This window comes from Streptomyces sp. NPDC003635, from assembly GCF_053587635.1.
Map to the genome: position 1 here is coordinate 1 of NZ_JBSFOK010000062.1, position 18,475 is coordinate 18,475.

Sequence of the window (18,475 nt, forward strand, 5' to 3'; positions counted from 1 at the left end):
GGCACACCGCCCCGGAGGTGGCCACTCCGGGCCTGCTCGCCGCACCCGTCCCCGACCCGACCGCGTCCCCGTCCGCCTGCGCGCCCAGCGCCGGGTCCACGGGCGCGGTGCCGAAGGGGCGGGTGAGCTGACCGAGGCCGTGGGTGATCAGCTCGTCCCAGTCGTACTCGGCGGTCATCTCACGTTGCAGCGGGGCGACTCCGTCCCCGTCGGTGCTGGCGCCCACCCACACGCCGTAGAGCTGGGCGGTCTTCTCCTGAAGGGTCATCCGGGAGAGCAGGTCGTCGACGCGGGCGGAGGCGGGCAGGGCGGGGTCGCGCCAGGGGGCGGTGGTCATGGAACTCCTGTCGGGCGGTGGCCTCTCGCGAAGGAACGTGACTTCTCGTGACCTCTCGCGAAGGAAACGTACGACCTCTCGCGAATGTTTCGTTGTTCACCTCGAATGTTCCGGGAACCTAGGGGCGGTGAGAAGGGTTCGTCAAGAGGGGGCGCAGGGATACGATCGCCGCCATGACACCCTCCGAGCCCGCTGAAACCCGGACGACAACCCGCGCGACAGGTCGGTCCGCGCAGACCGCGACGCTCGCCGAGATCGCCCGGGAGGCCGGCGTCTCGGCGCCGACTGTTTCGAAGGTCCTGAACGGCAGAGCCGACGTCGCCCCCGCCACCCGCAGTCGCGTCGAAGAACTGCTGCGCGCCCACGGCTACCGGCGCCGCCGCGCCGAGGCGAGCCGCTCGCCCCTGATCGACCTGGTCTTCCACGAGCTGGAGAGCGCGTGGGCGATGGAGGTCATCCGGGGCGTGGAGAACGTCGCCCGGGACGCGGGGCTCAGCGTGGTGCTCAGTGAGAGCGCGGGGCGGCTCACGCCCGGGCGCACCTGGGCCGACCAGGTCGCCGCCCGCCGTCCGTACGGGGTGATCCTGGTGCTCTCCGGCCTGGACGAGTCCCAGCGTGCGCTGCTCACCAGCCGCTCCATCCCGTTCGTGGTGATGGACCCGGCCGGCGATCCGGGCGCCGACGTGCCGTCCATCGGCGCCACCAACTGGCAGGGCGGACTGGCCGCCACCCGGCACCTGGTCGAGCTCGGGCACACCCGGATCGGCGCCGTCACCGGACCCTCGCGGATGATGTGCAGCCGCGCCCGGATCGACGGCTACCGGGCCGCCCTGGAGACGGCGGGCCTGCCGGTCGACCCCGCCCTGATCCGGCCCGGCGACTTCCACCACGAGACCGGCTACCGCGAGGGCCTGAAGCTGCTGCGCGGCCCGGACCGGCCCACCGCCGTCTTCGCGGGCAACGACCTGCAGGCGCTCGGCCTGTACGAGGCCGCGCGCGAGCTGGGACTGCGCATCCCGGAGGACCTGAGCGTCGTCGGCTTCGACGATCTGCCGGTCGCGCGCTGGGTGGGGCCGCCGCTGACGACCGTGCGGCAGCCGCTGACCGAGATGGCCGAGGCCGCCGCCAAGCTGGTGCTGGACCTCGCCAAGCAGGACGGGGACCCGGCCGCGACCAGGGTCGAGCTGGCCACGAGCCTGGTGGTGCGCAGCAGTACCGCGGTGCCGCCCGCTGTCTGACGGGACGTGTATTGACGGGTGTTCCGCGCGGCCTCCACACTGCCCGAAGCCAGTCGGTTGAACGACCGAAACTTTCGGAGGCACCCGCAATGAGATCTCTGGCTGGGCCAGACCACTTCATGGCGTCGCCGGGGGTGAGCGCGTTGAACTCGCGGGCGGCGATCTCGCCGTAGGCGCCGGTGGGTTCGGAACCGGTGACGGTGGTGCCGATCACCTCGCCCTCGGCGTCGGCGAGGTCGCACCCCGGCCAGCGGTCAACGGCACGGTGCCGAACGGCGGTTCGGGGACGTCCGGGTTCAACGGGTCGTGGAGCGGGAGCAATCCGGTGCCGGTGGTGACCCTGGGTCGAGAAGTCTGAGAATTTCCCGAGAAAACGGCCCCGGAAGCGCTCGCCGTAATAATTCGGACTTACGTTCCTGTCCGTGAGCGGAGACGAGGCGAGCGGGGACGAGGGCAGACGAGTGGGCCGGCGGTCGAGAGCGCTGAGGATCGCCGGCCTCACCCTGGCGGGCGTGCTGGTGCTGGCCGCCGGGGCGGCGGGCTGGATGTACTGGCAGCTCAACGACAACATCGACAGCGTCGACATCAACAGCGCGCTCGGCGACAACCGGCCCGCGAAGCCGACACCGTCGGCCACCTCGACGGCCGAGGAACTGCCCACCGAGGCGCTGAACATCCTGGTCCTCGGCTCCGACTCCCGCGACGGCGCTCAGAACCAGGCCCTCGGCGGCGGCGCCGGCGGCGGCGCCCGCTCCGACACGGCGATGGTGGTCCACCTGGACGCGGGCCGGTCCGGGGCGACGGTGGTGAGCATCCCGCGCGACACCCTGGTCACCCGGCCCTCCTGCCCGCTGGAGGACGGCGAGTCGACCGAGGTCGCGTACAACGCCATGTTCAACAGCGCCTACTCGGTGGGCGGACCGGTGTGCGCGGTCAAGACGGTCGAGTCGATGACGAACGTCCGCATGGACCACTACATCGAGATCGACTTCTCGGGCTTCGCCCGGTTGGTCGACGCGCTCGGCGGGGTCACCGTCACCACCGAGGAGGACATCGACGACGAGGACAGCCACCTCACCCTGGAGGCCGGCACCCACCACCTCGACGGCGAGCAGGCCCTCGCCCTCGCCCGCACCCGGCACGGCATAGGCGACGGCAGCGACCTGGGGCGGATAGGTCTGCAGCAGCAGCTGGTGAAGGCGCTGCTGACACGGATCTCCGCGACGGACCTGCTCACCGACCCCGCCAAGCTGTACCGGGTCGCCGACGCGGTCACCGGCACCCTCACCACGGACACCGGCCTGGACTCCCTGACCGAGCTGACCCGCCTCGGGCAGAGCCTGCGGAGCCTTACGGCGGACTCCGCGAGGACGGTGACCATGCCCGTCGTGCCGGCGCCCTCGGACGCCAACCGGGTGGTGGCGAAAGAGCCGGAGGCGGCGGAGTTGTGGGAGTCGCTGCGCTGAAAAGATCTTGGAATTATTTTTGCGGAGGTGTCGATCCGGATGTCCTCCGTTCGACGCATGGGTGAGAGGCCGGGAAGGACCCGGCCCGTGAGACTCGAGGAGTCACCATGCCCCGCTACCTGTCGCTGGTCCGGATCGAAGAGAACGCCGCCGCCGAGGGCCCCAGCCCCGAGCTGATGCAGCGCATGGGCGAGCTGATCGAGGAGATGACGAAGGCCGGGGTGCTGCTCGACACCGCCGGGCTGACCCCCACCGCCCACGGCACCCGCGTGCACTACAGCGGCGGTGAGATCTCCGTCACCGACGGCCCGTTCACCGAGTCCAAGGAGGTCATCGGCGGCTATGCGCTGATGCAGGCCAAGGACACGGCCGAGGCGATCGAGTGGACCAAGCGGTTCCTGAAGGTCCACGAGCCGCACTGGACGGTCACCTGCGAGGTGCGGGAGATCGCCGAGGGCTGACCTTGGCGGGACGGCCGGCGGGGTGTCTGATGGTGGGTTGTGACAGCACAGCCCACCGCCGACCCGCGCGGCGCCATCGAGACGGTCTTCCGCATCGAGTCCCCCCGCGTCATCGCCGCCGTCACCCGGATCGTCCGTGACGTCGGCATCGCCGAGGAACTGGCCCAGGACGCGCTGGTGGCGGCCCTGGAGCGGTGGCCCGAGGACGGGGTGCCCGACAACCCCGGCGCCTGGCTGACGGCGACCGCCAAGCACCGCGCGGTGGACCTGGTCCGGCGGCGCGAGAACTACGCCCGCAAGCTGGCCGAGATCGGCCGGGACCTGTCGGAGACGGTCGAGCCGGAGGAGGTCGCCGACCCCGACGACATCGACGACGACCTGCTGCGACTGGTCTTCACCGCCTGCCACCCGGCCCTGTCCACCGAGGCCCGCATCGCCCTTACCCTGCGCCTCCTCGGCGGCCTGACCACTGCCGAGATCGCCCGCGCCTTCCTGGTCGCCGAGTCCACGGTCGCCCAGCGCGTCGTCCGCGCCAAACGCACCCTCGCCACCAGGAACGTCCCCTTCGAGGTCCCCTACGGCCCCGACCGCGAGGCCCGCCTCGGCTCGGTCCTGGACGTCATCTACCTGATCTTCAACGAGGGTTACGCCGCCACCGCCGGCGACGACTATCTGCGCCCAGCCCTGTGCGAGGACGCCCTGCGCCTGGCCCGGGTGCTCTCCGCGCTGATGCCGAAGGAGCCCGAAGTCCACGGGCTCTGCGCCCTGCTGGAGTTCCAGGCCTCCCGCACCGCCGCCCGCACCGGCCCGGACGGCGCGCCGGTCCTGCTCAGGGACCAGAACCGCGGCCGCTGGAACCGCATGCTCATCGCCCGCGGCATCAAGGCCCTGGGCCAGGCGCACGCCACCGGCGCCCCCGGCCCGTACGCCCTCCAGGCGGCCATCGCCGCCTGTCACGCGCAGGCGTACACGTACGAGGAGACCGACTGGAAGTCCATCGCCACCCTCTACGCCCTGCTCGCCGCCCGCGCCCCCTCCCCGGTCGTCGAACTCAACCGGGCCGTGGCGGTGTCGATGGCCGACGGCCCCGCGCCCGCCCTGGCCCTCGTCGACGCCCTCGCCGACGAACCCGCTCTACGCGACTACCACTTGCTCCCGAGCGTCCGCGGAGACCTGCTCCAGCGCCTCGGCCGTACGGCGGAGGCGCGGGCGCAGTTCGAGCGGGCGGCGGCGCTGACGCGGAACGAACGGGAGCGGGAGCTGCTGGAGCGCCGGGCGGAGGAGTGCCGTTAGGCGGAGGGCGGTTGGGCGGAGGGCGGTTGGGCGGGGCGCGTCTCGGCCGGGTGCCCGATGAGCATCGTCGGGGCACCGGCCACCCGGGTCAGGAACACCGTCGCCGAGTTCGGCCCCTGCGGCTTGACCTTCTTGCGCAGCTCCTCCGGCTCGACGGCCGACCCGCGCTTCTTCACGGTGAGGACGCCGACCTGGCGCTCACGGAGGAGGGCCTTCAACTTCTTGAGATTGAAGGGGAGTTGATCGGTGATCTCGTAGGCGGTGGCGTACGGGGTGGCACGCGGCTCGTCGGCGGTGACATAGGCGATGGTCGGGTCGATCAGCCCGCCCGCCAGCTCCTCGGCCACCTCGGCGACCAGGTGGGCCCGGATGACGGCGCCGTCGGGTTCGTACAGGTAGCGCCCGACGGGCCGGACCCCGGGGTCGGGCAGGCCCCGGCCCAGGAGGGTGCGCGGACCGGGGAGCAGGGTCGCCCTGACCCCTGATCCGGTCCCGAACGATCCGGTCCCGAACCACAGCACCGCCTCCTTCACGTCCCCGCCGTCCGAGATCCACTCGGCCTCCGCGCCCTCGGGAACGGCCTCGTGCGGAATGCCGGGCGCCAGCTTCAGGGCGGCGTGCGGGGCCCTGGCGGCGGCCTGGACGGCCCAGGACAGCGGCGGCGAGTAGGCCTCCGGGTCGAAGATGCGGCCCCGGCCGCCGCGCCGCGCCGGATCGACGAACACGGCGTCGAAGCCGGAGGTGTCGACCTCCGTCACGTCCGCCTCGCGCACCTCGATCAGCCCGGCGAGCCCGAGCGCGTCGGCGTTGGCGCGGGCGGCGGCCGCCGTCAGCGGGTCCCGGTCCACGGCCAGCACCCGGATCCCGGCCCGCGCCAGCGCGACGGCGTCCCCTCCGATACCGCAGCACAGGTCGGCGACGGAGGTGACCCCCAGCTCGCGCAGACGCCCGGCCCGGTAGGCCGCGACGCTCGCCCGCGTCGACTGCTCCACGCCGTTCGGCGTGAAGAACATCCGATGGGCGTCCTCGGCCCCGAACTTCGCCTCCGCCCGCCGGCGCAGCCGGGCCTGGCCGAGCGCCGCCGAGACCAGCTCGGCGGGATGGTCCCGGCGCAGCCGGGTGGCGACGGCGAGCTCGTCGGCGGGGGCGGTGCCGCGCACCGCGTCGAGGAGGGCGCGGCCCTCGGGGGTGAGGAGGGGGGCGAGGTCGTTCACCGGGACATTGTGGGCCAGTCGGTGGATGGTGCGCCCGCGGCGGCGGTGTCGGACCGGGGTGGGGGCGGGGGGCCTGGGAGGATCCGGGCCCATGCGAGTAGTAGTACAAAAGGATAAAAATCGGTCCGCTGCAAGGCTGCGGATGCGTGGCGGAATCGCCGTGCTCGCCGTCGCCGCCATCGCCTCGGGGTGCACCCAGGGCGACTCCAGCGGCTCACCGGCCCGCCCGGCCCCCGGCCGGCAGCCCCCGCAGGCGCCGCCGGCCCGTGCCCTGGACTCCTACGCCACCAAGCTGCGCGCCTCCGCCGCGGCCCGGGCCGCCGCCGCGAAGCGCTGGGGCCTGGCCAAGGTCCCGCTGACCGCCCCGGCGCCGCCCACGAAGAAGCCGAGGATCACCACCCGCGAGGGCTTCGAGGTCGACGGCCACGCCGAACGGAACCTCCCGCCGGTCTTCACCACGGTCCCCACCGAGCGGAAGATCGTCTTCCTCACCATCGACGACGGCGCCGAGAAGGACCCGGCCTTCCTGCGCATGATGACCGAGCTGAACATCCCGTACACCGCCTTCCTCAGCGACTACCTGGTCAAGGAGGACTACGGCTACTTCAAGCGGATGCAGCGCTCCGGGGTGGGCCTGAACAACCACACCCTCCACCACCCGTACCTGCCGGGACTGTCGTACGCCCGCCAGAAGCGCGAGATCTGCGGCATGCAGGAGGTGATCGAGAAGCGGTACGGCAAGCGGCCCGTGCTCTTCCGGCCGCCCTTCGGCAACTACAACGAGGACACCCTGGTCGCCGCCAAGGCCTGCGGCATCACCCACGCGCCGCTGTGGAACGAGGAGGTCTTCGTCGACCGCTGGGAGTACCGCGAGTGGGACCGGGAGATCCACCCCGGTGACATCGTGCTCAGTCACTTCCGGGGCAGGGAGCACTGGAAGGGCACGATGCCCGACATGATCCGGCGGTTCCTCGACAAGATCACCGCCGAGGGGTACGCGGTGGCCCGTCTCGAGGACTACCTGTGAGGCCGCGGGGCCTGCTGGCCGGGGCGGTGGCGGCCGTACTCCTGGCGGGCTGCGCACAGGCCGCGGGCCCCTCGGACCGGCCGCCCCTGCGGGCGCCCGGGGCCGCCCTCCCGCCGGTCGTCCACCGGATCCCGACCGACGACAAGGTCGTCTTCCTCACCTACGACGACGGCGCCGAACAGGACCCCCGCTTCATCGACCTGGTCCGTGAACTGCGTCTCCCGGTCGGGATGTTCCTCACGGACAGCGTGGCCGGCCCGGGCTACGCCCACTTCGCGCGGCTGCGGTCGGTGGGCGCCTCCATCCAGAACCACACCCTCGACCACACCGCCCTGCGCGGACTGCCCTACGGCGGCCAGCGCGCCGAGATCTGCGGCCAGCAGGAAAAACTCCGCGCCCGCTTCGGCGTCCGCCCCCGCCTCTTCCGCCCCCCGCACGGCACGTACGACACGACCACGCTCCGCGCGGCGGGTGATTGCGGGATCTCGGCGGTGGTCCTGTGGCGAGCCGCGATGGGCAGCGACGGCGTCCTGACGTACACCCGCGGCCCGCGCCGCCTGAACCCCGGCGACATCGTCTCCGTCCCGTCGGACGACCCGACCGGCCTGCCGCTGGTGACCCGCACCCGGTTGCTCCTGGGGGAGATCGAAAGGCGGGGGATGAGGGTGGGGAAGCTGGAGGAATACCTGTGAGCATCGGACGCGATTAGCAGTCCGCTTGACCGAGTGCTAATCGCGGTCATAGTCTCGGCTCTGGCACTCCCCACTGGAGAGTGCCAACTACGCGACGGGCAGGTCCGGCACCCGCGACGACGGATCCACCTGGTCGCCACCTCAGACAGTTAACCCCGTGAGATCTCCGAAGGGGGAGGTCGGATCGTGACGACCACCAGCTCCAAGGTTGCCATCAAGCCGCTCGAGGACCGCATCGTGGTCCAGCCGCTCGACGCCGAGCAGACCACCGCCTCTGGCCTGGTCATCCCGGACACCGCCAAGGAGAAGCCCCAGGAGGGCGTCATCCTGGCCGTGGGCCCGGGTCGCTTCGAGAACGGCGAGCGCCTTCCGCTCGACGTGAAGGTCGGCGACATCGTGCTGTACAGCAAGTACGGCGGCACCGAGGTGAAGTACAACGGCGAGGAGTACCTCGTCCTCTCGTCCCGCGACGTGCTCGCGATCATCGAGAAGTAAGTCACCCCAAGCATTTGCTTTGAGCTGCGCCCCTGGCCCCCGCGACCATTAACAAGCCGGGCGCCCGGGGCGCAGTGTCTTTTTTGAACCCACAGATTCCGAGAGGGCTCCCGCTGTCATGGCGAAGATCCTGAAGTTCGACGAGGACGCCCGTCGCGCCCTCGAGCGCGGCGTCAACAAGCTGGCCGACACGGTCAAGGTGACGATCGGCCCCAAGGGCCGCAACGTCGTCATCGACAAGAAGTTCGGCGCGCCCACCATCACCAACGACGGTGTCACGATCGCCCGCGAGGTCGAGATCGAGGACCCGTACGAGAACCTCGGCGCCCAGCTGGTGAAGGAGGTGGCGACCAAGACCAACGACATCGCGGGTGACGGTACGACCACCGCCACCGTGCTCGCCCAGGCGCTGGTGCGCGAGGGCCTGAAGAACGTCGCCGCGGGTGCCTCCCCGGCGCTGCTGAAGAAGGGCATCGACGCGGCCGTCGCCGCCGTCTCCGAGGACCTGCTCGCCTCGGCCCGCCCGATCGACGAGAAGTCCGACATCGCCGCGGTCGCCGCGCTGTCCGCCCAGGACCAGCAGGTCGGCGAGCTCATCGCCGAGGCGATGGACAAGGTCGGCAAGGACGGTGTCATCACCGTCGAGGAGTCCAACACCTTCGGTCTGGAGCTGGACTTCACCGAGGGCATGGCCTTCGACAAGGGCTACCTGTCGCCGTACTTCGTGACGGACCAGGAGCGCATGGAGGCCGTCCTGGAGGACCCCTACATCCTCATCAACCAGGGCAAGATCTCCTCCATCCAGGACCTGCTGCCGCTGCTGGAGAAGGTCATCCAGGCCGGTGCCTCCAAGCCGCTGCTGATCATCGCCGAGGACGTCGAGGGCGAGGCCCTGTCGACCCTGGTCGTGAACAAGATCCGCGGCACCTTCAACGCGGTCGCGGTCAAGGCCCCCGGCTTCGGTGACCGCCGCAAGGCGATGCTGCAGGACATGGCGGTCCTCACCGGCGCCACGGTCATCTCCGAAGAGGTCGGCCTCAAGCTCGACCAGGCCGGTCTGGACGTGCTGGGCTCCGCCCGCCGCGTGACCGTCACCAAGGACGACACGACCATCGTCGACGGCGCCGGCAAGTCCGAGGACGTCGTGGGCCGCGTCGCCCAGATCAAGGCCGAGATCGAGAACACCGACTCCGACTGGGACCGCGAGAAGCTCCAGGAGCGCCTCGCGAAGCTGGCCGGCGGCGTGTGCGTGATCAAGGTCGGCGCCGCCACCGAGGTGGAGCTGAAGGAGAAGAAGCACCGTCTGGAGGACGCCATCTCCGCGACCCGCGCCGCGGTCGAGGAGGGCATCGTCTCCGGTGGTGGCTCCGCTCTGGTCCACGCCGTCAAGGTCCTCGAGGGCAACCTCGACAAGACCGGCGACGAGGCCACCGGTGTCGCCGTGGTCCGCAAGGCCGCCGTCGAGCCGCTGCGTTGGATCGCCGAGAACGCCGGCCTCGAGGGCTACGTCATCGTCTCCAAGGTGGCCGAGCTCGAGAAGGGCAACGGCTACAACGCCGCCACCGGTGAGTACGGCGACCTGGTCAAGGCCGGCGTCATCGACCCGGTGAAGGTCACCCGCTCCGCCCTGGAGAACGCCGCCTCCATCGCCTCCCTGCTGCTCACGACCGAGACCCTGGTCGTCGAGAAGAAGGAAGAGGAGCCGGCCGAGGCGGGCCACGGCCACGGTCACGGCCACTCCCACTGACGTGACTCGGCTCTGAGGCCCGGCACCCTCACGGGTGCCGGGCCTTCGCCTTGCCCTACTGCTCCAGCGCGTCCAGCGCGCCCAGCTGCTCCATCAGCCCCAGCCGGTCGTACTGCCACCAGCCCTCGGCGATCTTCCCGTCCGGGGTGCAGCGGTGGACGGTGGTCCCGGTCATGGACACCTGCTTGCCCGTGGCCGCGATGCCCATGAAGTCACCCTTGTGCCGGCCGTTCCAGGTCCAGCGGGTGCACACCCGGTCGTCCTGGGCCATCTGGTCCTCGACGGTGAACGAGAAGTCGAAGCCGTCACGCCACATCCCCACCTCGCGCCGGATCGCGTCCAGCCCGATGTTGTCCTGCGGGTTGGCGGGATCGTGGTCGTGGTAGTCCTCGATGAGCACGTCGTTGAACGTGGGCGTGTCGCCCGGCGCGGCCAGCTCCTCGAAGAACCGCCGCGCGGTCGCCGCGTACAACTGCTCGTCCCGCACCACGTCCAGGTCCGTGAACGTCGGCATCTCGTCGCAGAGGGCGACCATCTCCTGGAAGACCTTGTCGGTCTCCGGGAGGTTCGAGTTCCGCATCGCCTCCTCGTACGACGGGAACTCCACGATCTCGATGAAGTGCGACGCGTCGGACCGGTCCTTGCCGATCACACTGTGCGTCGCGGTGCGCTTCCCCCTGGTCTGCTCGACCCATGTGTCCATCAGCCGGTTCATCTCGTCGAACCGGCTCGTCCTGCAGTCGATGAGCTGTACGAACGTCATGGCGTCGCCTCCGTCCCCCGAGGGTCCGGTCGAACAGCTCCATTCTCCTACTGCGGCCCGTACTTGCGACCCGTCCGCGAGGTGATCCCGCCGAGCATCCGGCGCGGGACGACCCTGGTGACGCCCATCAGCACCTTGTAGCGGGGGTCCGGGATCGACAGGGTCCTGCCGCGCGCCAGGTCGGCCAGGGCGGCGGCGACCAGCTTGTCGGCGTCCAGCCACATCCAGCCCGGGATGTTGTCGGTGCCCATGCCGGCCCGCTCGTGGAACTCGGTGCGCACGAAGCCGGGGCACAGCGCCATCAGCCGTACGCCGCTGCCCGCCAGGTCCCTCGCCGCGCCCTGCGTGAACTGCACGACCCACGCCTTGGAGGCGCCGTAGGTCCCGCGCGGGACGAAGGCGGCGACCGAGGCGACGTTGACCACCCCGCCCCGGCCGCGCTCGCGCATCGCCTCGGTCGCGGCCGACGTCAGCCGCAGCACTGCCTCGCAGTGCACCTTGAGCATCCTCAGCTCGTCGGCCATGGAGACGTCGAGGTAACGGCCCTTGTTGCCGAAACCGGCGTTGTTGATCAGCAGGTCGACGGGGTTGCGCCGGTCGGCGAGCCGGGCGGCGACCGCCTCGATGCCCTCGTCCGTGGCCAGGTCCGCCGTCAGCACCTCCGCCTCGATGCCGTGCCGGTCGTGCAACTCGGTCGCCTGCTCGCGCAGCCGCTTGGTGTCCCGCGCGACCAGGACGAGGTTGTGCCCGTCGGCGGCGAGCCGCCGCGCAAACGCGGCGCCGATGCCCGCGGTCGATCCCGTGATGAGAGCCGTTGTCATGGCGCAAGATTAGTTACCCGGACCGGCCGAATCCGCTCCGCGCCCCGCTCCTGCGCAGGACCCACCCACCTCGCCGACGAACGGCACCTCAGATGCCGTGCTGCGCCACGTACTTCCGCGCCGCCGCCAGCGACTCCGGATGCAGCGCCTCGCCCGCCGCCAGCAGCCGCGGCAGCAGCTGACGCTCGGTGGTCACCGCCCGGAACTGGAGCGCCACCGTCACCTCGTGGTCCGGCCGGTGGAGGATCTCGATCGCGTCACCCGTGCGCACGTGACCGGGCTCGATCACCCGCAGATACGCCCCCGGTGCCCCCTTCGCGGTGAACCGCTTCACCCACCGCTCCTCACCCACATGACCCTGGAACGTACGGCACGGTATCCGCCCGCAGGTCACCTCCAGCACCACCTCTGGGCCGACCCGCCAGCGCTCGCCGATCAGGGCGCCGGAGACATCGACGCCGAGCGTCGTGAGGTTCTCCCCGAACATGCCGGCCGTCAGCGACCGCCCCAGCTCCCGCTCCCAGTCGTCCAGGTCCTCGCGCGCCACCGCGTACACGGCCTGGTCGTCACCGCCGTGATGGCGGGTGTCGCAGACCTCGTCCCCGGCGAGCCCGCTCGCCCCTGTGCCCTTCGCCCCGGGGGCCGCCACCCGCACGGCGGCGTCGGTCGGCCTCTTGTCGATCCCGGTCACACCCTCGGGATGGTCCGTGTAGGGGACGTGCGTGCGGCGGCCCAGGTTCACAGAGAGAAGCTTCATGGCAGCACGGTAGGCGAGGGCCCATCAAAGCGTCACGGCATTATTGGGCGCCGTATCAAAGGTTCGCTTATCCTTGTGGCGTGATCGAGGCCCGACATCTCCGCGTGCTGCGCGCCGTCGCCGCCACCGGCTCCTTCTCCGCGGCGGGGCGCGAACTGGGCTGCACCCAGCCCGCCGTCAGCCAGCAGATGAAGGCGCTGGAGGCGTCCGTCGGCACGCCCCTGCTGATCCGCAGCGGCCGTGAGATGCGTCTGACCCAGGCCGGCGAGGCGCTCGTCCGGCACGCGTCCGGCATCCTCGCCGGGCTCACCGCCGCCGAGGAGGAGGTCGCCGCCATCGCGGGCCTGCGCGCCGGGCGGGTCCGCCTGGTCTCCTTCCCCAGCGGCAGCTCCACCCTGGTCCCGACCGCCCTCGCCGCCCTGCGCGCCGCGCACCCCGGCACCCGGGTCTCCCTGGAGGAGGCCGAGCCGCCCAGGTCCGTGGAACTGCTCCGCGAGGGCGACTGCGACCTGGCCCTCGCCTTCCGCTACGAGGGCGCGGCCCAGGAGGACGAGTGGGACGACCTCGTCGTACGGCCCCTGCTCAGCGACCGTCTGGTCGCGCTCGTCCCCGAGCGGCACCGGCTCGCGCGCGCGAACTCCGTGGCGATCGGCGAACTCGCCGCCGAGCCCTGGATCGCCGGATGCCCGCGCTGCCGGGGCCAGTTGGTTGAGGTGTGCGAGGGCGCCGGCTTCACCCCCCGCATCGACTTCGCCACCGACGACTACCCGGCGGTGGTGGGCCTGGTCGGCGCCGGTCTCGGCGTGGCGGTCCTGCCCCAGCTCGCGGTCGAGTCGGTACGGCCGCGCGGGGCACGCACGGTGACCCTGGAACCTGCGGTGCGACGGGAGATCGTCGCCCTCACCCTGCCCGACCTCGCTCAGGTGCCGGCGGTGGTCGCGACCCTGGAGCAGCTGGCGCGGGCGGCGAGCCGTCAAGTGGGGGATGCCCAGGGGGAGTCGGGGGAGTCGGGGCGGGCGGAGCGCTCGAAGCGGTCGGGGTCCAAGAAGTAAGGGCACGCGTACGTACGCGTGCCCTGGGTTGAAGAAACGTTACTTCAGTTGTTCGAGGCGGCCTGACCGCCGCCGGTCGACGCCGACACCAGCCGGTGGCGCGCCCGCCCCATGAGTTCCTCGCGCTCGTCCTCGGTCAAGCCGCCCCACACGCCGTACGGTTCGCGCACCGCCAGCGCGTGCGCCGCGCACTGGGCGCGGACAGGGCACCTCATGCAGACCTCTTTGGCCGAGTTCTCACGAGCGCTTCGAGCCGCACCGCGCTCGCCCTCCGGATGGAAGAAGAGCGAGCTGTCGACCCCGCGGCAGGCAGCCAGGAGCTGCCAGTCCCACAGGTCCGCGTTCGGTCCGGGAAGGCGGGAGAAATCTGCCATTGCGTGACCCCTTGTAGCCGTTCTGGGCGGATACGGTGTCCACGACCGTACATCTACGATCTAAGGAGATGAAAATATGACTCATTGCGAATCTAGCCGCAGACACCAGTAAATGGGAAGAAAAAGGGCTGAATGGGGCACGGCTTGTGATGAAAGCTTGAGGGTCTGCCCTGCATGTCTGCACCGTGTCCGCCCCCTCACGTAGAGTGCCGAAGACGGCGCACGGCCCCGTAACTCTTTCGAGTGACCGTCGTTGAGAGTGCGGAGGCGGTTGAAACAACAAGGGCTCGGGCAGGCGTCCGAGACGGTCGACCGCACAGGTGACGATTTCGTACCAGCCTGGAGGCTCAAGGTGACGTGCATCAGCTGCGGAGGGCGGCCATGACATCCGTCCTCGTCTGCGACGACTCCCCGCTTGCCCGAGAGGCGCTCCGCCGCGCGGTCGCGACCGTGCCCGGCGTCGAGCGCGTGACGACGGCGGCCAACGGCGAGGAAGTCCTCCGCCGCTGGGGCGCCGACCGCTCGGACCTGATCCTGATGGACGTCCGCATGCCCGGCCTGGGCGGCGTCGAGACCGTCCGCCGACTGCTGTCCGCCGACCCCGGTGCGCGCATCATCATGCTCACCGTCGCCGAGGACCTGGACGGCGTGGCCCTCGCGGTCGCCGCCGGCGCCCGGGGCTATCTGCACAAGGACGCGTCGCGCGCCGAGCTGCGGGCGACCGTGACGCAGGCGCTCGCCGACCCGACCTGGCGGCTCGCCCCGCGACGGCTGCGGTCCGCCGAGATGGGCGCGGCGCCCACGCTCACGGCGCGTGAGATCCAGGTGCTCGAAGGGATGAGTCACGGCCGCTCCAACGCGGAGATCGGGCGCGAGTTGTTCCTTTCGGAGGACACCGTCAAGACGCACGCCCGTCGGCTGTTCAAGAAGCTGGGCGCCTCGGACCGGGCGCACGCCGTGGCCCTCGGTTTCCGGTGGGGCCTGGTTCGCTGAATGCCCGGTCCTGGCTCGCCGGACCCATGCGCCGGTGGCCGCAGATTGATGCAGTCCCGCGCCCCTGAAGGGGCGCGGGTGCTCGTTTCGCCGCGGATGCCGCATCCTTGAAGATGTGGAGTCTCTCGGGGACGAGTCGGTCGAGCGGAAGGGGAGGGCGCAGGAGATGAGTTCCGGCGCACCTGCTCATAACGCTTCGGTGCACAACATCGGACGCGGTGCCACGGACCGCGACAGCGCAGGGCACCATGGACCGATGCGCGACGACGAGGCGGCGACTGCCGCAGGGGCGATCGGTGCACTCGTCCATCGCGCCGTCGACGGGGACGAGCAGGCCACGCACGACCTGCTCGCCCATGTCCATCCCCTGGCCCTGCGCTACTGCCGCACCCGGCTGTCCCGGCTTCCCGGGGACGCCCGGCACTTCGTCGAGGACCTCGCGCAGGAGGTCTGTGTGGCCGTCCTGCTCGCCCTGCCGCGTTACAAGGACACCGGCCGCCCCTTCGAGGCGTTCGTCTTCGCCATCGCCGCGCACAAGGTCGCCGACCTGCAGCGCGCGGCCATGCGCCACCCCGGTTCCACCGCGGTCCCCTCCGACGAGATGCCCGAGCGCCCCGACGACTCCCTCGGTCCCGAGGAGCGCGCCCTGCTCAGCAGCGACGCGGAATGGGCCAAGAAACTCCTGGCCAACCTGCCCGAGAACCAGCGTGAGCTGCTGCTGCTGAGGATCGCGGTGGGGTTGACGGCGGAGGAGACGGGTCAGATGTTGGGAATGTCACCCGGCGCGGTGCGAGTGGCCCAGCACCGGGCACTGAGCAGGCTGCGGGCACTGGCCGAGCAGTAGTCGGCCCTTTCGTGAACGGGCATCGCCTCGATTCCGTACGAACATACGAAGCCGGATGCCATTCAGAACCGTGGAATTTGAGACCCGCGCTTCCCGTTAGCATGGACATCCGCACCGATCAAGGCCATTTGGGGAAGGTGTCATGACTGCCAACGTCGACGGAGTGCCCGCCAAATTCGCGACACTCGGGCTGACCTACGACGATGTGCTGCTGCTGCCGGGCGCGTCCGACATGGCGCCCGACGACATCGACACCGCCTCGTACGTCTCCAAGAACGTGCGGGTCAACATCCCGCTGCTGTCCGCCGCCATGGACAAGGTCACCGAGTCGCGCATGGCGATCGCGATGGCCCGCCAGGGCGGCGTCGGCGTACTGCACCGCAATCTCTCCATCGAGGACCAGGCCAACCAGGTCGACCTGGTCAAGCGCTCCGAGTCCGGCATGGTGGCCGACCCGATCACCGTGCACCCGGACGCCACCCTCGCCGAGGCGGACGCGCTCTGCGCCAAGTTCCGCATCAGCGGTGTGCCGGTCACCGACGGGGACAAGAAGCTCCTCGGCATCGTCACCAACCGTGACATGGCCTTCGAGACGGACCGCTCGCGCCGGGTCCGCGAGGTCATGACGCCGATGCCGCTGGTCACCGGCAAGGTCGGCATCTCCGGCGTCGAGGCCATGGAGCTGCTGCGCAAGCACAAGATCGAGAAGCTTCCGCTGGTCGACGACGCGGGTGTCCTCAAGGGCCTCATCACGGTCAAGGACTTCGTCAAGGCGGAGAAGTACCCGAACGCCGCCAAGGACGCCGAGGGCCGGCTGCTGGTCGGTGCCGCGGTCGGTGTGGCCGGTGACGCCTTCGAGCGTGCCCAGGCCCTGATCGAGGCCGGGGTCGACTTCATCGTCGTGGACACCGCGCACGGCCACTCCCGGCTGGTCGGCGACATGGTCGCCAAGATCAAGTCGAACTCGTCCGGCGTCGACGTCATCGGCGGCAACATCGCCACTCGCGAGGGCGCCCAGGCGCTGATCGACTCCGGCGTGGACGGCATCAAGGTCGGTGTCGGTCCGGGCTCCATCTGCACCACCCGCGTCGTCGCCGGCATCGGCGTCCCGCAGGTCACCGCCATCTACGAGGCCTCCCTCGCCGCCAAGGAGGCCGGTGTCCCGGTCATCGGCGACGGTGGCCTGCAGTACTCCGGCGACATCGCCAAGGCCCTGGTCGCGGGCGCCGACACGGTGATGCTCGGCTCGCTGCTCGCGGGCTGCGAGGAGTCGCCGGGCGAGCTGATGTTCATCAACGGCAAGCAGTTCAAGTCGTACCGCGGCATGGGCTCCCTGGGTGCCATGCAGTCGCGCGGCGACCGCAAGTCGTTCTCCAAGGACCGTTACTTCCAGGAGGGCGTCGCCTCCGACGAGCAGCTGGTCCCCGAGGGCATCGAGGGCCAGGTGCCCTACCGCGGCCCGCTCTCCTCGGTCGTGCACCAGCTCGTCGGTGGCCTGCGCCAGTCGATGTTCTACGTCGGCGGCCGCACGGTCGCGGACCTCCAGGCGAACGGCCAGTTCGTCCGGATCACGTCCGCGGGCCTGAAGGAGAGCCACCCGCACGACATCCAGATGACGGTCGAGGCGCCGAACTACAGCCGCAAGTAGGCGGCACGCCTGAGTGGGCGGTCCCGGAACCATCCGGGGCCGCCCTTGTCGCGCCCGTCGGCGATACTGGAAGACGCTGAAACGCATCAGGGAAAGGCCACAGACGTGACTGAGATCGAGATCGGGCGCGGCAAGCGCGGCCGCCGGGCGTACGCCTTCGACGACATCGCCGTCGTCCCGAGCCGCCGTACGCGAGACCCGAAGGAGGTCTCGATCGCCTGGCAGATCGACGCCTACCGCTTCGAGCTGCCGTTCCTGGCCGCCCCCATGGACTCGGTCGTCTCCCCGGCCACCGCGATCCGCATCGGCGAACTCGGCGGCCTCGGCGTGCTGAACCTCGAGGGTCTGTGGACGCGGTACGAGGACCCGCAGCCGCTGCTCGACGAGATCACGGAGCTGGACTCGGAGACCGCGACCCGACGCCTCCAGGAGATCTACTCCGCTCCCATCAAGGAGGAGCTGATCGGCGCGCGCATCAAGGAGGTGCGCGACTCCGGCGTGGTCACCGCCGCCGCGCTCTCCCCGCAGCGCACGGCGCAGTTCTCCAAGGCCGTGGTGGACGCGGGCGTGGACATCTTCGTCATCCGCGGTACGACGGTCTCGGCGGAGCACGTCTCCGGCTCGCACGAGCCGCTGAACCTGAAGCAGTTCATCTACGAGCTCGACGTCCCGGTGATCGTCGGCGGCTGCGCCACGTACACCGCGGCCCTGCACCTGATGCGCACCGGCGCCGCGGGCGTCCTGGTCGGCTTCGGTGGTGGCGCCGCGCACACCACGCGCAACGTGCTCGGCATCCGGGTCCCGATGGCGACGGCCGTGGCGGACGTGGCGGCGGCCCGCCGTGACTACATGGACGAGTCCGGCGGCCGGTACGTCCACGTCATCGCCGACGGCGGCGTGGGCTGGTCCGGCGACCTCCCGAAGGCGATCGCCTGCGGCGCGGACTCCGTGATGATGGGCTCCCCGCTGGCCCGTGCGACGGACGCACCCGGTCGCGGCCACCACTGGGGCATGGAGGCGGTGAACGAGGAGCTTCCGCGCGGCAAGAAGGTCGACCTCGGCACGGTCGGCACGATCGAGGAGGTCCTCACGGGCCCGTCGCACACCCCGGACGGCTCCATGAACCTCTTCGGCGCCCTGCGTCGCGCCATGGCCACGACCGGCTACAGCGAGCTGAAGGAGTTCCAGCGCGTCGAGGTCACGGTGGCGGACTCGCAGCACCAGCGGTAGGTCCTACGGCGTCCCGAGGGCCG

The 18,475-nt window shown here is 70.7% G+C and carries 18 protein-coding genes and 1 pseudogene; 13 read left to right on the top strand and 6 right to left on the bottom strand.

Annotation, left to right across the window (positions count from 1 at the left end; translation table 11 throughout):
• Positions 1 to 337, bottom strand: a pseudogene (locus ACWDRW_RS36105) (hypothetical protein); the annotation flags it as partial.
• A 173-nt stretch (positions 338 to 510) separates the two neighbouring features.
• Here ACWDRW_RS36105 and ACWDRW_RS36110 point away from each other — a divergent pair.
• From ACWDRW_RS36110 to ACWDRW_RS36125, 4 genes are all read left to right on the top strand, one after another.
• Complete coding sequence (locus ACWDRW_RS36110) at positions 511 to 1,575, top strand: LacI family DNA-binding transcriptional regulator (RefSeq protein ID WP_451731428.1); 1,065 nt, start codon at positions 511 to 513, stop codon at positions 1,573 to 1,575.
• Between the two features lie 422 nt (positions 1,576 to 1,997).
• Complete coding sequence (locus ACWDRW_RS36115; protein ID WP_451731431.1) at positions 1,998 to 3,041, top strand: LCP family protein; 1,044 nt, start codon at positions 1,998 to 2,000, stop codon at positions 3,039 to 3,041.
• 107 nt (positions 3,042 to 3,148) lie between these two features.
• Positions 3,149 to 3,502, top strand: a complete 354-nt coding sequence (locus ACWDRW_RS36120) for a YciI family protein (protein WP_451731433.1) — start codon at positions 3,149 to 3,151, stop codon at positions 3,500 to 3,502.
• Positions 3,503 to 3,541: 39 nt separating this feature from the next.
• Entirely contained in the window at positions 3,542 to 4,795 is a 1,254-nt protein-coding gene (locus ACWDRW_RS36125; protein ID WP_451731436.1) for an RNA polymerase sigma factor, read from the top strand.
• Here the strand turns inward: ACWDRW_RS36125 and ACWDRW_RS36130 are convergent.
• Positions 4,792 to 6,009 (bottom strand): THUMP-like domain-containing protein, encoded by a 1,218-nt coding sequence (locus tag ACWDRW_RS36130; protein ID WP_451731439.1) that lies wholly within the window; start codon positions 6,007 to 6,009, stop codon positions 4,792 to 4,794. The two genes, ACWDRW_RS36125 and ACWDRW_RS36130, sit on opposite strands and share 4 nt — an antisense overlap.
• 142 nt (positions 6,010 to 6,151) lie before the next feature.
• Between ACWDRW_RS36130 and ACWDRW_RS36135 the strand changes: the two genes are divergently transcribed.
• From ACWDRW_RS36135 to groL, 4 genes are all read left to right on the top strand, one after another.
• Positions 6,152 to 7,036 (top strand): polysaccharide deacetylase family protein, encoded by an 885-nt coding sequence (locus ACWDRW_RS36135; RefSeq protein WP_451731442.1) that lies wholly within the window; start codon positions 6,152 to 6,154, stop codon positions 7,034 to 7,036.
• Entirely contained in the window at positions 7,033 to 7,728 is a 696-nt protein-coding gene (locus ACWDRW_RS36140; RefSeq protein WP_451731444.1) for a polysaccharide deacetylase family protein, read from the top strand. Before ACWDRW_RS36135 ends, ACWDRW_RS36140 begins: the two co-directional genes overlap by 4 nt.
• Positions 7,729 to 7,914: 186 nt before the next feature.
• On the top strand, positions 7,915 to 8,223 hold the full coding sequence (groES, locus tag ACWDRW_RS36145) for a co-chaperone GroES (RefSeq protein WP_190072550.1): 309 nt from the start codon (positions 7,915 to 7,917) through the stop codon (positions 8,221 to 8,223).
• 118 nt (positions 8,224 to 8,341) lie between these two features.
• On the top strand, positions 8,342 to 9,970 hold the full coding sequence (gene groL / locus ACWDRW_RS36150; protein ID WP_451731447.1) for a chaperonin GroEL: 1,629 nt from the start codon (positions 8,342 to 8,344) through the stop codon (positions 9,968 to 9,970).
• 55 nt (positions 9,971 to 10,025) lie between these two features.
• Here groL and ACWDRW_RS36155 read toward each other — a convergent pair whose 3' ends face one another.
• From ACWDRW_RS36155 to ACWDRW_RS36165, 3 genes are all read right to left on the bottom strand, one after another.
• On the bottom strand, positions 10,026 to 10,733 hold the full coding sequence (locus tag ACWDRW_RS36155) for an ester cyclase (protein ID WP_451731450.1): 708 nt from the start codon (positions 10,731 to 10,733) through the stop codon (positions 10,026 to 10,028).
• 47 nt (positions 10,734 to 10,780) lie between these two features.
• Positions 10,781 to 11,554, bottom strand: a complete 774-nt coding sequence (locus ACWDRW_RS36160) for an SDR family NAD(P)-dependent oxidoreductase (protein ID WP_451731452.1) — start codon at positions 11,552 to 11,554, stop codon at positions 10,781 to 10,783.
• 88 nt (positions 11,555 to 11,642) lie between these two features.
• Positions 11,643 to 12,311, bottom strand: a complete 669-nt coding sequence (locus tag ACWDRW_RS36165) for an MOSC domain-containing protein (RefSeq protein WP_451731453.1) — start codon at positions 12,309 to 12,311, stop codon at positions 11,643 to 11,645.
• Between the two features lie 80 nt (positions 12,312 to 12,391).
• Here ACWDRW_RS36165 and ACWDRW_RS36170 point away from each other — a divergent pair, with 80 nt between their 5' ends.
• Positions 12,392 to 13,363, top strand: coding sequence for a LysR family transcriptional regulator (locus ACWDRW_RS36170; RefSeq protein ID WP_451731456.1), 972 nt, complete (start codon positions 12,392 to 12,394; stop codon positions 13,361 to 13,363).
• Positions 13,364 to 13,407: 44 nt separating this feature from the next.
• Here ACWDRW_RS36170 and ACWDRW_RS36175 read toward each other — a convergent pair whose 3' ends face one another.
• Positions 13,408 to 13,737 carry a WhiB family transcriptional regulator gene (locus tag ACWDRW_RS36175; RefSeq protein ID WP_451731458.1) on the bottom strand — a complete coding sequence of 110 codons (330 nt, stop codon included), beginning with the start codon at positions 13,735 to 13,737 and terminating at the stop codon, positions 13,408 to 13,410.
• Positions 13,738 to 14,118: 381 nt separating this feature from the next.
• Here ACWDRW_RS36175 and ACWDRW_RS36180 point away from each other — a divergent pair, with 381 nt between their 5' ends.
• From ACWDRW_RS36180 to ACWDRW_RS36195, 4 genes are all read left to right on the top strand, one after another.
• Positions 14,119 to 14,730, top strand: a complete 612-nt coding sequence (locus ACWDRW_RS36180; protein WP_003948568.1) for a response regulator transcription factor — start codon at positions 14,119 to 14,121, stop codon at positions 14,728 to 14,730.
• A gap of 256 nt (positions 14,731 to 14,986) precedes the next feature.
• Positions 14,987 to 15,574 carry a sigma-70 family RNA polymerase sigma factor gene (locus ACWDRW_RS36185; RefSeq protein WP_127178445.1) on the top strand — a complete coding sequence of 196 codons (588 nt, stop codon included), beginning with the start codon at positions 14,987 to 14,989 and terminating at the stop codon, positions 15,572 to 15,574.
• A 142-nt stretch (positions 15,575 to 15,716) separates the two neighbouring features.
• Positions 15,717 to 17,222 (top strand): IMP dehydrogenase, encoded by a 1,506-nt coding sequence (guaB, locus tag ACWDRW_RS36190; RefSeq protein WP_451731463.1) that lies wholly within the window; start codon positions 15,717 to 15,719, stop codon positions 17,220 to 17,222.
• A 105-nt stretch (positions 17,223 to 17,327) separates the two neighbouring features.
• Complete coding sequence (locus tag ACWDRW_RS36195) at positions 17,328 to 18,452, top strand: GuaB3 family IMP dehydrogenase-related protein (RefSeq protein WP_451731465.1); 1,125 nt, start codon at positions 17,328 to 17,330, stop codon at positions 18,450 to 18,452.
• Positions 18,453 to 18,475: the final 23 nt, after the last annotated feature.

What these genes read in the sequence shown, in the direction of transcription:
- guaB (WP_451731463.1), top strand. Translation starts at nt 15,717, where the DNA reads ATGACTGCCAACGTCGACGGAGTGCCCGCCAAATTCGCGACACTCGGG.
- groL (WP_451731447.1), top strand. Translation starts at nt 8,342, where the DNA reads ATGGCGAAGATCCTGAAGTTCGACGAGGACGCCCGTCGCGCCCTCGAG.
- ACWDRW_RS36185 (WP_127178445.1), top strand. Translation starts at nt 14,987, where the DNA reads ATGCGCGACGACGAGGCGGCGACTGCCGCAGGGGCGATCGGTGCACTC.
- ACWDRW_RS36165 (WP_451731453.1), bottom strand. Translation starts at nt 12,311, where the DNA reads ATGAAGCTTCTCTCTGTGAACCTGGGCCGCCGCACGCACGTCCCCTAC.
- ACWDRW_RS36110 (WP_451731428.1), top strand. Translation starts at nt 511, where the DNA reads ATGACACCCTCCGAGCCCGCTGAAACCCGGACGACAACCCGCGCGACA.
- ACWDRW_RS36155 (WP_451731450.1), bottom strand. Translation starts at nt 10,733, where the DNA reads ATGACGTTCGTACAGCTCATCGACTGCAGGACGAGCCGGTTCGACGAG.
- ACWDRW_RS36135 (WP_451731442.1), top strand. Translation starts at nt 6,152, where the DNA reads ATGCGTGGCGGAATCGCCGTGCTCGCCGTCGCCGCCATCGCCTCGGGG.
- ACWDRW_RS36120 (WP_451731433.1), top strand. Translation starts at nt 3,149, where the DNA reads ATGCCCCGCTACCTGTCGCTGGTCCGGATCGAAGAGAACGCCGCCGCC.
- ACWDRW_RS36160 (WP_451731452.1), bottom strand. Translation starts at nt 11,554, where the DNA reads ATGACAACGGCTCTCATCACGGGATCGACCGCGGGCATCGGCGCCGCG.
- ACWDRW_RS36175 (WP_451731458.1), bottom strand. Translation starts at nt 13,737, where the DNA reads ATGGCAGATTTCTCCCGCCTTCCCGGACCGAACGCGGACCTGTGGGAC.
- ACWDRW_RS36180 (WP_003948568.1), top strand. Translation starts at nt 14,119, where the DNA reads ATGACATCCGTCCTCGTCTGCGACGACTCCCCGCTTGCCCGAGAGGCG.